At 29.5% G+C, this 13924-nt stretch carries 12 protein-coding genes; all 12 read left to right on the top strand.

Going from position 1 to position 13924, the window contains the following annotated elements; genetic code table 11:
- Positions 1-39 precede the first annotated feature (39 nt).
- From QMG60_RS01515 to QMG60_RS01460, 12 genes are read left to right on the top strand one after another with little or no spacing between them, the layout of a single operon-like run.
- The gene (locus QMG60_RS01515; RefSeq protein WP_281866669.1) at positions 40-1206 is read left to right on the top strand and encodes an acylneuraminate cytidylyltransferase; all 1167 of its coding nucleotides are present in this window, start codon (positions 40-42) and stop codon (positions 1204-1206) included.
- Complete coding sequence (locus QMG60_RS01510) at positions 1193-2068, top strand: N-acetylneuraminate synthase family protein (RefSeq protein WP_057114869.1); 876 nt, start codon at positions 1193-1195, stop codon at positions 2066-2068. Before QMG60_RS01515 ends, QMG60_RS01510 begins: the two co-directional genes overlap by 14 nt.
- 4 nt (positions 2069-2072) lie before the next feature.
- Positions 2073-2894 (top strand): polysaccharide pyruvyl transferase family protein, encoded by an 822-nt coding sequence (locus QMG60_RS01505; protein ID WP_057114868.1) that lies wholly within the window; start codon positions 2073-2075, stop codon positions 2892-2894.
- Positions 2895-2935: 41 nt separating this feature from the next.
- Positions 2936-4333, top strand: coding sequence for a UDP-glycosyltransferase (locus QMG60_RS01500; RefSeq protein WP_281866668.1), 1398 nt, complete (start codon positions 2936-2938; stop codon positions 4331-4333).
- Between the two features lie 6 nt (positions 4334-4339).
- The gene (locus QMG60_RS01495; RefSeq protein WP_281866667.1) at positions 4340-5773 is read left to right on the top strand and encodes an MBOAT family O-acyltransferase; all 1434 of its coding nucleotides are present in this window, start codon (positions 4340-4342) and stop codon (positions 5771-5773) included.
- Positions 5773-6654 carry a hypothetical protein gene (locus QMG60_RS01490; RefSeq protein WP_281866666.1) on the top strand — a complete coding sequence of 294 codons (882 nt, stop codon included), beginning with the start codon at positions 5773-5775 and terminating at the stop codon, positions 6652-6654. Before QMG60_RS01495 ends, QMG60_RS01490 begins: the two co-directional genes overlap by 1 nt.
- 27 nt (positions 6655-6681) lie before the next feature.
- A complete protein-coding gene (locus tag QMG60_RS01485) occupies positions 6682-8004 on the top strand; it encodes an alpha-1,2-fucosyltransferase (protein WP_281866665.1) in 1323 nt (440 codons plus the stop codon).
- The gene (locus QMG60_RS01480) at positions 8001-9167 is read left to right on the top strand and encodes a glycosyltransferase family 4 protein (protein ID WP_281866664.1); all 1167 of its coding nucleotides are present in this window, start codon (positions 8001-8003) and stop codon (positions 9165-9167) included. The genes QMG60_RS01485 and QMG60_RS01480 overlap by 4 nt, the downstream gene beginning before the upstream one ends.
- Before the next feature lie 4 nt (positions 9168-9171).
- The gene (locus QMG60_RS01475; protein WP_281866663.1) at positions 9172-10716 is read left to right on the top strand and encodes a glycosyltransferase family A protein; all 1545 of its coding nucleotides are present in this window, start codon (positions 9172-9174) and stop codon (positions 10714-10716) included.
- Complete coding sequence (locus tag QMG60_RS01470; protein WP_281866662.1) at positions 10713-11708, top strand: glycosyltransferase; 996 nt, start codon at positions 10713-10715, stop codon at positions 11706-11708. Before QMG60_RS01475 ends, QMG60_RS01470 begins: the two co-directional genes overlap by 4 nt.
- A 9-nt stretch (positions 11709-11717) precedes the next feature.
- Positions 11718-12839: a glycosyltransferase gene (locus QMG60_RS01465; RefSeq protein ID WP_281866661.1), complete on the top strand. Its 1122-nt coding sequence runs from the start codon at positions 11718-11720 to the stop codon at positions 12837-12839.
- On the top strand, positions 12836-13924 hold the full coding sequence (locus tag QMG60_RS01460; RefSeq protein WP_281866660.1) for a glycosyltransferase family 4 protein: 1089 nt from the start codon (positions 12836-12838) through the stop codon (positions 13922-13924). Before QMG60_RS01465 ends, QMG60_RS01460 begins: the two co-directional genes overlap by 4 nt.

The raw sequence follows: 13924 nt of genomic DNA, 5'->3' as shown, positions 1-13924 counted from the left end.
TTAGTCTGAAACAGACTAATTTTTTTAAATAATAAAGTTATGAAAAAAACAGCCATAATTCCACTTCGTAAAAATTCAAAAGGGATCCCAGGAAAAAATAAAAAGAAGATGCTTGGAAGACCACTTTTTTCATGGGTTCTAACAGAAGCTATTTTCTCAGAATTAGATGAAGTTTACATTTTTACAGATGATCAAGAAATTATAGATTATATTAAAAGAGAATATTTTTGGACCCCAAAAGTAAAAACTCTTTTACGAAATGATGAAAATGCTTCTGATACAGCATCTACAGAAAGTGCTATGCTCGAATTCGCAGAATTGATAAATAATGATTTTGATATTTTATGTTTATTACAGGCAACCTCACCAATTACAAAAGCTCAAGATATTAATGCAACGTTAAACGAAATTCTTGTTAATAAAAAAGAATCGGCTTTGACAGTCGTAAATACACATCGATTCACATGGAATTCAGATGGAACTCCTCAAAATTATGATGTTTTTAAAAGACCAAGGCGCCAAGATTTTGATGGATTGTTGATTGAAAACGGAGCCGTATATGCAACAAATAAAGAAGCTTTTTTAAATTCAAAAAATAGAGTTAGCGGTTCAATTGGTCTAGTAAAAATGGCCGAAGAGTCTCTTGTAGAGATTGATAGTTTGTCAGATTGGGATATTATTGAAAAACTCTTGGCAGATCGTCAGAAGAAAAAGAAAGTACACCAACGTATTGACTATTTGGTTTTAGATGTTGATGGCGTTTTTACTGATGGATGTGTTTATTATGACGCAAATGGCGAAATGGCAAAAAAATTCGACATGCGCGACGGAATGGGATTAGAAATATTAAGACAAAATAATATTGAAGTTGTGGTAATGACCTCAGAAAATTCTGAGTTAGTTGCGCAGAGAATGAAGAAATTGCAGATTAAACATACTTTTTTAGGAATAAAAGATAAGTTTTCGTTTTTAACACATTTTCTTTCCGAGAGAAATAGTAGTTTTGGCGCCGTTTCATATGTGGGAGATGATGTAAATGATTTGGCCAATATTTGCAGTGTCGGATGGTCGTTTACACCTGCAGATGCAATAGAAATTGTTAAAGCAAATGCAGATTATATTTTGACACATCAATCTGGCGCTGGTGCAATAAGAGAAACTTGTGAAATTTTAATAAAGTACAACAAACGTTATGAAGGAATTTAAGAAACCTTATGTGATTGCAGAAATTGGATGTAATCATAAAGGTGAAATGGAAATAGCCAAAGAGTTAATTAAAATAGCCAAAATCTTCGGAAACGCAGATGCAGTTAAATTCCAAAAGCGTAATAATAAAGAGCTTCTAACAGAAGAACAATATAATGCGCCACATCCAAATTTCTCTAATTCATATGGTGAAACTTATGGAGAACACAGAGAATTTTTAGAATTTGATCTTGAGCAGCACAGAGAATTAAAAACGTATTGTGATGAAATCGGAATTACATATTCCACATCAGTTTGGGATACAACATCTGCAAAAGAAATTGCTTCGTTAAATCCAGATTTTATTAAAATTCCTTCTGCCTGCAATAATAATTTTGAAATGCTGGGCTGGCTAAGTGACAATTATTCAGGTGAGATTCATATTTCTACTGGAATGACTACTAAAGAAGAAACAGATACTTTAGTTGAATTCTTTACACAAAAACAACGAAACAAAGATTTAGTTTTATACAATTGTACATCAGGATATCCCGTTCCTTTTGAAGATGTATGTCTTTTGGATATTAATATTTTAAAACAAAAATACGAACATAAAGTCAAACATATTGGCTTTTCAGGACATCATTTGGGTATTGCCGTTGATATTGCAGCTTATACTTTAGGAGCCAATATTATAGAAAGACATTATACTTTAGACAGAACTTGGAAGGGTACAGATCATGCGGCTTCTTTGGAACCAATGGGATTGCGTAAACTTACTCGTGATTTAAATGCAGTTTATCAAGCATTAGCTTTTAAGTCCTCTGATATTTTACCAATTGAACAAATTCAAAGAGATAAACTAAAAAACAAAAAGGTTTAATAATATGTTTTTCTCAAATACAATTAGGCTTTTTTGGTGGAATGAAAAAATCATTCAAGGTAAAAAAAGAGAAAATTATGGAGATCTTGTTGGAAAATATCTAGTAGAAAAAATCTCTTCAAAAAAAGTTGTTTTTGCGTGGCCAAAAAAGTTCTCATTGCTAGATTACATAATTCCAATTTATGTAACTGTCGGAAGTGTTTTGGCAAATGCAAATCATAAATGTATTGTTTGGGGAAGTGGAATTATAGATCAAAATATAAAAATAAAAAAGGCAGTTTTTTTAGCTGTACGAGGTCCGCAAACAAGAAAATTTCTTTTAGATCTTTCTTATGATGTTCCTGAAGTTTATGGAGATCCAGCATTATTATTGCCGAGATATTTTAATCCAACAATAGAAAAAAAATATAAATACGGTTTTATACCTCACTATAATGATTATAGACTAGTTCAAAATTGGTTTACAGATAATCCAGAAGTACTGCTTATAGATTTAATGACAAATGATATTGAAGCAAAAACAATAGAATTTCTCCAATGTGAAAAAATTGTATCATCTTCCCTTCATGGAGTTATAGTAGCTCATGCATATAATATTCCCGCTGTTTGGCAGAAGTTTTCAGAAAAAGTATTCGGAGATGATATTAAATATCAAGATTATTTTGAATCTGTCCAGCTGCCTTTTGTTAAACCTGAAATTAGACTTGAAAAATTTTCTAATTCAGAATTAGAAAATCTTTTTAAAGAACTTCCGAATCTTCCTAAACGAGAAATTATAGATCAATTATGCGATGGACTTTTGAATGTTTGTCCTTTTAAAAAATAATACTTTATTAAACTGCAGATTTTTTTAGCCTCTTATTTTAAATGAAAAAAAACATATTTATCTTTTTGCCAGACGGCGTTGGACTTAGAAATTTTGCCTTAACTTCTTTTAAAGAAATAGGAGAGAAAAGTGGGTTTGATATTACTTATTGGAATAATACTCCATTTTCTATTACCGAAAAGTTAGGTTTCAAAGAGTTGCAGATTAAAGAGAAATCCCTACATCCTTTAACTTTGGTTTACAGTCGTTCTCGTAAAAGAATGGAGTTGAATTTTTTTGATAAAAAGTTTAATGAAGTTGTTTACAATACATATAATTTTCCTCAATCTTACAAAGGCCTAAATAATTTAGTTAAAAGTTTAATGGTAGATGCATTAACAGCTTTTGGATCTAATAAAAAAGGAATAAATTTTGTTCGAAATCAAATAAAAAAAGCAGAACGCACTACAAATAAATATAGAGAAAGTAAAAAACAGCTAGAAGCTCATAAGCCAGATTTTGTCTTTTGTACCAATCAGCGTCCAACACAAGCAATTTCATCAATTTTGGCAGCTCAAGATTTAGGAATCCCAACGGGAACGTTTATTTTTTCTTGGGACAATCTTCCAAAAGCAACAACTCTTGTAGAAACAGATTACTATTTTGTGTGGAGTGAATACATGAAAAAAGAGGTTTTAATGTATTGCCCATATGTAAATGAAAATCAAATTTTTGTAACGGGAACTCCACAATTTGAAAGTCATTTTGACAAAAGCCTTTTGCAGTCAAAAGAAGATTTTTATAAATCTCATAACCTAGATCCTAATAAAAAATACATCTGCTATTCTGGCGATGATATTGTTACATCTCCTTTAGATCAATATTATCTTGAAGATTTGGCATTGTCTGTTAAAGAGTTAAATAAGGACGGATATTCTTTAGGAATTATTTATAGAAAATGTCCTGTAGATTTTACAAATCGCTATGATGAGGTTTTAAAAAAATATAAAGATGTAATTACGAGTATAGATCCTTTATGGAGCCCAGTTGGACAAAGCTGGGATGAAATTATGCCTACTAAAGAAGATTTTGCACTGCAGGCTAATATTTGTGAATATACTGAATTCGTTGGCAACATTGCGTCTTCAATGGTCTTTGATTTTTCTGCTCATGATAAATCATGTCTGTTTTTTGATTACGAGCAACCTCAATTAAAAAAAGGAATTCGAGATATCGGACAAAATTACAAGTATATTCATTTTAGATCAAAACCATCAGAAGATGCGGCTTTGTGGGTGAGAGATAAAAAAGATCTAACCTCAATTGTTAAAGATATAATTGATGGAAATATTTCTAGTGTAAAAGAAAGTAAAAAATGGTTTGAAATTATTGTTGGACCAAATCCTACGCAGGCTTCACAAAACATTTGGGAAAGCTTAAATGCCATTTTAACAAAGTAATATTTTATGTTTTTTAATTCTTTGGCATTTGCCATATTTTTACCAATAGTTTTTTTTCTTTATTGGTTTGTATTCAATAAAAACAAAAGCACACAAAATGCTTTATTAATTGTTGCGAGTTATTACTTCTATTCTTGCTGGGACTGGAGATTTCTTTTCTTATTAGTATTTTCTACTTTTTTAGATTATTTCACTGGAATTCAGATTGAAAAAAGTAATTCAGAAAAAAGCCGGAAATTTTGGTTTTGGCTTAGTATTTTAGTGAATTTAGGTTTCTTAGGAATTTTTAAATACTATAATTTCTTTGCAAATTCTTTTGCAGAAATATTTACCGCTTTTGGTTTCAAAGCAAGTCCAATTTTATTAAATGTAATTTTGCCTGTCGGAATTTCATTTTATACTTTCCACGGATTATCTTATGTTATAGATATTTATTACAAAAGAATAAAAGCAGAATATAACTTTATTGATTATTCCTTATTTGTGAGTTATTTTCCGCTTTTAGTGGCCGGACCAATAGAAAGAGCTACTCACTTACTGCCTCAGGTAAAAGTTAAAAGAGAGTTTAACTATGAAACAGCCAAAGAAGGAATTTATCAAATTATTTGGGGTTTAGTTAAAAAAGTGGTTATAGCAGATACTTGCGCAGTTTATGCAAATGCTATTTTTGACAACTATCCTTCAATGAATTCATTTTCTCTAATTCTAGGAGCCATTTATTTTGCTTTTCAGATTTACGGAGACTTTTCAGGATATTCAGATATAGCACTCGGAGTTTCTAAATTATTTGGTTTAGATTTATTGCGAAACTTCAATTATCCTTATTTTTCAAGAGATATTGCAGAGTTTTGGCGTCGCTGGCATATTTCGCTTTCATCTTGGTTTAGAGATTATTTATACATTCCTCTGGGCGGAAGTAAAGGCGGACTTTGGATGAAAATAAGAAATACTTTCATTATTTTTATTGTCAGCGGTTTTTGGCATGGAGCCAATTGGACTTATATCGTGTGGGGATTTATTAATGCTGTTTATTTCCTTCCATTATTATTATCTAATACCAATAGAAACAATATAGATTCAGTTGTTTTAAAATGGAATTTAGATTCTATAAGAGTATTATTCAGCATACTTACTACTTTTTTATTGACTTGCGTTGCTTGGGTCTTTTTTAGAGCAAAAACGATTACGGATGCTGTTTTATATTTAAAACGAATATTCACCACTCGAGATTTTGCTTTTCAGTATTTAGATAATGAGCGCTATAATTATGAATTATTATTAATGATTGGTGTATTTGTTTTGGTTGAATGGAATAACAGAATGAAAGTGGAACCCATTTCAGGAAAAAGAAGCTTATTAAAAATGGCATTAGCAATTTTAGCTATTATCGCTTTTGGAACCTATTCTGATTATAAAGAATTTATTTATTTTCAATTCTAATGAAGAAGTTTTTACTCTATATATTCAAAATTTTAATTGTAACGATTTTGGTTGCTGTTCTTTTAGACGGATTATATACTTATGTATTTATGCAGTCAAAAAATAGAGGAAAAATCGAAGCCGTAGTAAATTCGAAAAAAGAAAAATATGATGTCGTTATTTTAGGCTCTTCAAGGGCTAATAATCATTTCGTATCACAAATGTTTGAAGAAAAAGGATTAAAGACCTTTAATTATGGAATGAGTGGTGGACATTTGTTTGAAGCTTCATTGATGTTAAAATTAATGATTGAAAGAAAATACGAAATCAAAAATGTAATTCTAGAGGCAGATCTTAATCTTTCAAATGATCAAGAATCTGAAGGAGTTGCAGCAAAATTTTTACCGTATATTCATTGTTCAAATGCGATAAAAGAACATTTTTTGACAGAAGAAAATTTTAATGAGTTATACTATATCCCTTTTTACAGATATATAAAATTCGATTCTAAAATTGGTTTCCGTGAAGTTTATAAAATCGCTGAAAATGAAAAAACAAATGCTTTAGATAATTTAGGATTTTATCCGTTAGAGAAGCACAAAAACGGAAATATGAAGAACAATATCGTCAATCTAAATCCGTTGCCTCATAATAAATACTATGAGGAGATTAAGCATATTTGTAAAAAAAACAACATCAATTTTATCGCAGTTATGACACCAATGTGCGAAAACGTGGTTGGAATGAATTATTTTGATAAAGTAAAAAAAGCTTATCCTGAAATTCACAATTATGAAAATGTAGTGGTCGAAAATAAATACTTTTCTTCATGTGGACATATGACAAGTGAAGGCGCTAGATTATTTACTGGTAGAATAATTAACGATTTTTTCAAGAAGTAAAATTCCTTTTTTAGAAAACTACTGTAAATGATAACATTTAGTAAAATAGGGAAGAAAGGAAATTTAGGGAATCAGCTTTTTCAAATTGCATCCACAATTGGATTAGCGAATAAAAACAATCGCGAATTCTCTTTTTTACTTTGGAAATATCAAAGCTCATTTAAAAATAAATTACCTGTTTTAGCATCTGATCTGACAGATTTTGTAAATTTTGAAGAAGAAGAATACAATCATTATGAGTGGAATTTTGAAGCTAAGAACTATGATTTAAGTGGATGGCTTCAAACCGAAAAATATTTTGATAGAGAACTAACCAAACATTATTTTGAGTTTTCAGATTCTTTGGTAGAAAAAATAAGTTCACTATATCATAAAGCTTTTGAAAAACGTACAATCTTGATATCTATACGCAGAGGAGACTTTGTCGATCATAAAGATTATTTTCAAACTCCAATAAAATATTACCTAAATAGCTTAGTTGAATTTTTTCCAGAATGGGATTCTTACAATCTTATTATTTTGAGTGATGACATAAATTATTGCAAATATCATTTTTCATTTTTGGAGAATGCTTTTTTTGGAGATGGATTAAATGAAGTAGAACAACTTTGTTTAGGTACTATGTGTAATGATTTTATAATTAGTAATTCTACTTTTTCGTGGTGGACTGCCTGGCTGGGAGAGAAAAGTGATTCAAAAATTATTCGACCTTTAAAAAATTTTGACGGACAGAAACGCCTAAAACTAAACGACAAAGACTATTATCCTGAAAGATGGATAAAATACAATCATTTGGATCAAAAAATTCAATTGAAAGATTTAGCATTCATTATTAATGTTGCTGGGAATAAGGAAGAGCTGAAAATATATTTATCCAATTATTTTGACGCAGAGTTTGTCTCGGATGATAATATTCAATCTCCAAAAATTACTTTTGCAATAAATAAGGATTATTTTATATCTCCTGTTTTAATTTACTTTTCGTGGCTAAAAATTAAAAAATCAAATATCACTTTGGTGACTATTAACATAATCAAAACTTTTAAAGTTTCGAAAGCTTTAAATTATAGTGAATATTCAGTACAGAAAGATTTTGGTTTTTTCTCAAGAATTTTTTCATTTCCTCAATATAATAAAGAAAAGGAAAATTATAATAGCGGGATTTATTTAAAACAAACTAAACTTATAGATTCAAATGAAAGTTTAGTTAAAAATGAACTTTTACTATATTGCTCCGCGGTTAGATTTCTTAACATAGGAGGCTACGAATTTAGTTTTAAAAGGTTTCTAAAAAGAAAAGAAAATCAGTTGAAACGAAGCGTAAAGAAAATATTGAATATAAAAAAATGAAATCAAATTTACATGTTGCCTATATTGTATCTCACTATCCTCATAAAGCTTTCGGACATGATGGCGGAATAGGTACAAGCGTTTATACTTTAGTTGAAAAACTGAGAAAATCCAATGTGCAAGTTTCTGTTTTTGTATATGGGCAAAAAGAAAAATTTATTATAGAAGAAGAAAATGTTACCATTTACAGTTTAGATAATAAAAAAGGCAGGTTTTTTAATTTTTATTTCAATAGAAAAAAGATAGAAAATTTTATTAATAAAATTATTGAAGAAAAGAATATAAATATAATTGAAGCTCCTGATTGGACAGGAATTACAGCTTTTATGAATTTTAAAATTCCTTTGATAATTCGGTTTCATGGAAGTGATGCCTATTTCTGTCATTTAGAAAACAGAAAACAAAAACGCAAGAATTTCTGGTTTGAAAAACTGGCGATAAATAGGGCAGAAGCATTTATTGCTCCAACTAAATTTGCAGGAGAAGTTTCGAAAGATCTTTTTCATATAAAAGGAAAAGAAATTAAGATGATTCACTATGGTTTGGATCTTCAAAATTTTGAAAATGAAACACCAGAAGAGTTTGAAAAAGATTTGATTTTATATGCTGGTACTCTAATTAGGAAAAAAGGAGTTCTAGAACTTCCACATATTTTTAATAAAGTGCGTGAAGATTTTCCAAATGCCAAATTAGTTTTAATTGGCGGAGATTCTTTCGACTTAAAAACAAATTCAAAATCAACTTGGGATTTGATGAAAAGCTTATTTACTGAAGAGGATCTGAAAAATGTAACCTATTTAGGTAAAATTCCATACAGTGAAATTCAAAATTATATTAAGAAAGCAAATGTATGTGTGTTTCCAACCTTTGCTGAAACTTTAGGAATGGTAACTATCGAATCTATGGCAATGCAAAAAGCAGTTGTCAATAGTGATATTGGATGGTCGCAAGAACTTATTGTAGACGAAGAAAGCGGTTTTTTAGTTCATCCTTCTAATCATGATTTATACGCAGAAAAAATAAAGAAAGTTTTGAGTGATAATCTCTTTGCTCAACAACTTGGTAAGTCAGCAAGATTAAACGTTGAAGAAAAATTTGATATAAATAATATTGTGATTGAAAATATCAACTTTTATCAAAAAAGATTAAACCTAAAAAAATAAAAAAGTGATAATTGTTTATCATCAAAAAAATAAGGTTGTTGAGGTTGAAACAAAAGACGCCAAAGTACCTTTTGAGAAGAATAGTATTACTGAAAACCTAATTGAGCTTGCAGAAAAATTTCCGCAAACTTTGATTATTTGGTGCCATATTTCATTCAGATCAAATCTTAATATTCTTGAATTTAAGAATATTTTTCATCATGAAAAAATAATGGCATCGTATAATTTGTCTTCAAATTATTTTATATCAAAGGAGATTGGATATGTTGAAACATCACCTTTTTTAAACATCAATAAAAAGGTTAATTATCCAACTTGGCAAATGAGCAGTCATGTTGGGGGAGTTCATGCTTCTATTTTATTGATGCTAAAAAATGAAGTGCAAAAAGATAAAAACTTTGATTATTTTTTAAACTCAATTGCAAAATTAGCAATGCCTCTGGGGCTGTTTTGTTATTCAGAGCCAATGTTAATAAAAGAGTTTTCAGAGTCATTATCAAAACAAAGTGAAAGTAAATTTCTTTTATTTCGATTTGTCAAACAGCATTATAAAACAAGCTGGGTTTTTTTATTGTTTTTGAATTTATTTCTTTATGAGCGAAAATTTACAGTTTTCCCTCTCTTATTTAGTTTGTTCTATAAAAAAAGAAATCTAGATAGCAGTATATTAGAACAAATTGAAATACAATCAAGCAAAAAAGTAGTAGAAAAAGGAACTTTAGATATTATAATTCCAACAATCGGACGTAAAAAATATTTGTATGATTTTTTAAAAGATTTATCATTACAAAGTTTTTTGCCACAAAATGTAATCATCGTAGAACAAAATCCTGTTAATGAATCTGTTTCGGATCTATCTTATATAGAAAAAGAAAGTTGGCCTTTTTTTATCAAGCATATTTTTACTCACAAAACAGGTGCATGTAATGCACGAAATCTAGCTCTCAAAAACGTAACTAGCGAATGGGTTTTTATGGCTGATGATGACATTAGAATTGATTATGGTTTTTTAAAGCAAGCTTTTGAACTAATCAAAAAAGAAGGTCTTGAACAGGTAACTTTTGGATGTTATGCGTCTGACTACCCGCAAGGTAAAAAAAACAAACAAAAATCTCAGTTCACTAGCTTTGGCTCAGGATGTAGTATTTTAAAAACGAAAAATATTGAAAACATCTTTTATAATACTAATTTTGAATTTGGTTATGGTGAAGATAGTGATTATGGAATGCAGCTCAGAAATTTAGGATTTGACATTACCTATTTGCCTAAGCCAGAAATAATTCATCTTAAAGCACCGATTGGCGGTTTTAGAGGAAAACTTACTCTTCCTTGGCAAGAAGATAAAATACAGCCAAAACCTTCTCCGACTGTAATGTTATATAATCTTTTAAATTTAACAAAGGAGCAGTTAAACAGCTATAAAACGACTTTGTTTTTTAAATTTTACAGTGTTCAAAAAATTAAAAACCCATTTAGATATTATGCTAATTATCAAAGGCAATGGAATAAAAGTTTATATTGGGCCAACAAACTAAATAGTCAAAAATGAAAGTTTCGTTAATTGTCTGTACTTACATGCGAGCTGAATCCTTATTTAAATTACTCGAATCGGTAAGTATTCAAGATAAATATCCAGATGAAATTTTAGTAATTGACGGATCATTAAATGATAAAACAGAATTTATTCTGAAGGGACATGACTTTAAAAACCTGAAATATTTTAGAGTAAAAGATGAAGATAGAGGGTTAACTAAACAACGTAATTTTGGAATTTCAAAAGTTGATCCACAATCTGAAATTGTTTGTTTTTTAGATGATGATACGATTTTAGAGCCTAAGTATTTTGAAGAAATTATTAAAACATTTCAAAGTGATGACGAAATTGTTGGAGTAGGAGGAGTTGCAGTTAATGAAAATAAATGGAAGATTCAAGAGAGAAATCATTCTTATAGCCGTAAAAAGTTTTATTTGTTTGAAGGATATTTTTATAAGGAAGGCTTAAGAAATGTTGTTAGAAATTATCTTGGTCTTGCTTCTAACCTTGGACCAGGTAAAATGCCTTTATACTCTCATGGAAGAACTTGTGGATTCCCTTTAACAGGAAAAACATATGAGGTTGACTTGCTAATTGGAATGTCTATGGCTTTTAAAAAAAGTGTCTTTGAAAAAATTAAATTTTCAAAATTCTTTGAAGGATATGGTTTATACGAAGATGCAGATTTTAGTTTAAGAGCTTTACAGTTTGGTAAAAATGTAATTAATACCAATGTAAAATTAAGTCATTTTCATGCTCCAGAAGGTAGGCCAAATCTATTTAAATATGGGAAAATGGTAGTTAGAAACGGATGGTATGTTTGGAGAATTAAGAATCCGAAACCAAATTTACTGGCACGATATAAATGGAATGCCATTACCATTTTACTCACAATAATTCGTCTCAGTAACACTCTAACAGAAAAGAATAAAAAAAGTGCATTTACTGAATCTTTTGGAAGAACTATTGGACTAATAGGTTTATTGTTTAATAAACCCAACGTTTAAGATTTATAAATGAAGTTTTTAATAATAACTCACGTTGATCATATTGAGAAAGCCAATAATCTATATGGCTATGCTCCTTATGTTCGTGAAATGAATATTTGGCTTAAATATATTGATGAATTAATTATTGTCGCTCCTTTAAGCTCGAAGAGAAACTTAACGGAAGTTGATACTTTTTATAATTTTCAAAATATTGATTTTAGGGAGATTCCCAGCTTTAATTTTAAGAAGTTATCTGATGCTTTGATTTCTTTACTTAAACTGCCGATTATTTTTTGGAAAATTTTTTGGGCAATGAAAGAATCAGATCATATTCATTTACGTTGTCCGGGAAATGTCGGGCTTATAGGTTGTCTGGCTCAAATATTTTTTCCAAAAAAAATAAAAACAGCCAAATATGCTGGTAACTGGGATCCTAGAAGTAAACAGCCATTTTCATATCGTCTTCAGAAATGGATTCTTAATAATACATTTTTAACCCGAAACATGCAGGTATTGGTTTATGGCGATTGGGAAAAGCAGTCTAAAAATATAAAATCATTTTTTACAGCAACTTACTCAGAGTCGGAAAAAGAAATTATTACCAAAACAGGTTTAAAATCATCAATAGATTTTATGTTTGTTGGAAGTTTAGTTTCAGGAAAAAATCCATTGTATGCAATAAAACTAATTGAAAAGCTACTTGAAAAAGAAAGAAAGGTTGTTTTGAATATTTACGGTGAAGGTTCAGAAAAAGAAAATTTACAAAACTATGTTCAACAAAATCATCTTCAAGATTTTATTGTTTTTCATGGAAATGAAAGTAAAGAAACTATCAAAGAAGCATACCAGAAAAGTCATTTTGTAATATTGCCATCAAAAAGTGAAGGCTGGCCAAAAGCTATTGCAGAAGCCATGTTTTGGGGATGTATTCCAGTGGCAAGTAAAGTTTCATGCGTTCCTTCTATGCTTGATTTTGGAAATAGAGGTATTTTGCTAGAAATGGATTTAAATCAAGATGTAAAGCAGATTGAGAATTTAATCGCTGTCGAAAATAATTATAAGTTAAAAAGTACATTGTCGCAGGATTGGTCACAGTATTATACTTTAGAACTTTTCGAATCCGAAATTAAAAAACTTTTGTTTAAATGAGAATTGTTCAAATTATTGATTCTTTGGAAGCAGGAGGAGCTGAAAGAATGGCGGTCAATTATGCAAACGGATTAGCTAAAGAAATAGAATTCTCCGGACTAATCGTATCTAGAAAAGAAGGTTTACTTAAAAGTGAAATAAATGAAAAAGTTTCATATCTCTTTTTAAAGAAAAGGAAAAAGATTGATTACAAGGCAGTTTTTAGACTTCGTAATTATTTAAAAAGTAATAAAGTTACATTCATTCATGCGCATAGTTCTTCTTTTTTTATTGCAGTTTTAGTAAAATTAACTTTGCCAAGAATCAAAATTATATGGCATGATCATTACGGAATTTCGCAGGATTTGTCTTCAAGGAAAAATTTAAGTTTAAAAATTGGTTCTATATTTTTTAGAGGTGTTATTTCAGTAAATTCAGATTTGAGAGATTGGGCGCAATCTTATTTATGGTGTTCAAATTTTATTTATTTACCTAATTTTATTATTGATTCTTTTGCGACTAAAGAGCGAGTTTTGTTAAAAGGTAAGGATGAAAAAAGAATTATTTGTGTGGCGAATCTACGACCGCAAAAAAATCACCACTTACTTGTTAACGCTGCCAATATAATTAGAAATAAATTTCCCGATTGGACCTTTCATTTATTTGGAAAGGATTTTCACGATACATATTCAGAAGAACTCAAAAAAAAGATCAACTTGTTAAAACTTGATGAAGTTGTTTTTTTATATAGTTCAACAGATAATGTTGATTCAGCAATTCAGCAATGTCAAATTGGAGTTTTGCCTTCTCTATCTGAAGGACTTCCTTTGGCTATTTTAGAATATGGACGTCATGCTCTTCCTGTAATAGCAACGAATGTTGGAGAGATCTCAAAAGTAATAATGTCACAGAAAGAAGGTTTAATAGTAGAATCAAATGACGTGATTCAATTTGTAGAAGCAGTTGAAAAACTTATTCTTAATGAAAATTTAAGAAAACAACTAGGAGAAACCTTAAATCATAAAGTCCAATTGAATTTTAGTGAAAAAAATATCATTGCAGAGTATCTTTTATGGTTGAAATCTTTAACTATTTTAGCTGTTTAA

This window comes from Flavobacterium sp. GSB-24 (assembly GCF_027924665.1).
GTDB lineage: Bacteria > Bacteroidota > Bacteroidia > Flavobacteriales > Flavobacteriaceae > Flavobacterium.
The sequence above is the reverse complement of the archived record's forward strand: the minus strand, read 5'-3'. Positions and strand labels throughout refer to the sequence as shown.

What these genes read in the sequence shown, in the direction of transcription:
- QMG60_RS01495 (WP_281866667.1), top strand. Translation starts at nt 4,340, where the DNA reads ATGTTTTTTAATTCTTTGGCATTTGCCATATTTTTACCAATAGTTTTT.
- QMG60_RS01470 (WP_281866662.1), top strand. Translation starts at nt 10,713, where the DNA reads ATGAAAGTTTCGTTAATTGTCTGTACTTACATGCGAGCTGAATCCTTA.
- QMG60_RS01485 (WP_281866665.1), top strand. Translation starts at nt 6,682, where the DNA reads ATGATAACATTTAGTAAAATAGGGAAGAAAGGAAATTTAGGGAATCAG.
- QMG60_RS01505 (WP_057114868.1), top strand. Translation starts at nt 2,073, where the DNA reads ATGTTTTTCTCAAATACAATTAGGCTTTTTTGGTGGAATGAAAAAATC.
- QMG60_RS01490 (WP_281866666.1), top strand. Translation starts at nt 5,773, where the DNA reads ATGAAGAAGTTTTTACTCTATATATTCAAAATTTTAATTGTAACGATT.
- QMG60_RS01460 (WP_281866660.1), top strand. Translation starts at nt 12,836, where the DNA reads ATGAGAATTGTTCAAATTATTGATTCTTTGGAAGCAGGAGGAGCTGAA.
- QMG60_RS01500 (WP_281866668.1), top strand. Translation starts at nt 2,936, where the DNA reads ATGAAAAAAAACATATTTATCTTTTTGCCAGACGGCGTTGGACTTAGA.
- QMG60_RS01480 (WP_281866664.1), top strand. Translation starts at nt 8,001, where the DNA reads ATGAAATCAAATTTACATGTTGCCTATATTGTATCTCACTATCCTCAT.
- QMG60_RS01465 (WP_281866661.1), top strand. Translation starts at nt 11,718, where the DNA reads ATGAAGTTTTTAATAATAACTCACGTTGATCATATTGAGAAAGCCAAT.
- QMG60_RS01510 (WP_057114869.1), top strand. Translation starts at nt 1,193, where the DNA reads ATGAAGGAATTTAAGAAACCTTATGTGATTGCAGAAATTGGATGTAAT.
- QMG60_RS01515 (WP_281866669.1), top strand. Translation starts at nt 40, where the DNA reads ATGAAAAAAACAGCCATAATTCCACTTCGTAAAAATTCAAAAGGGATC.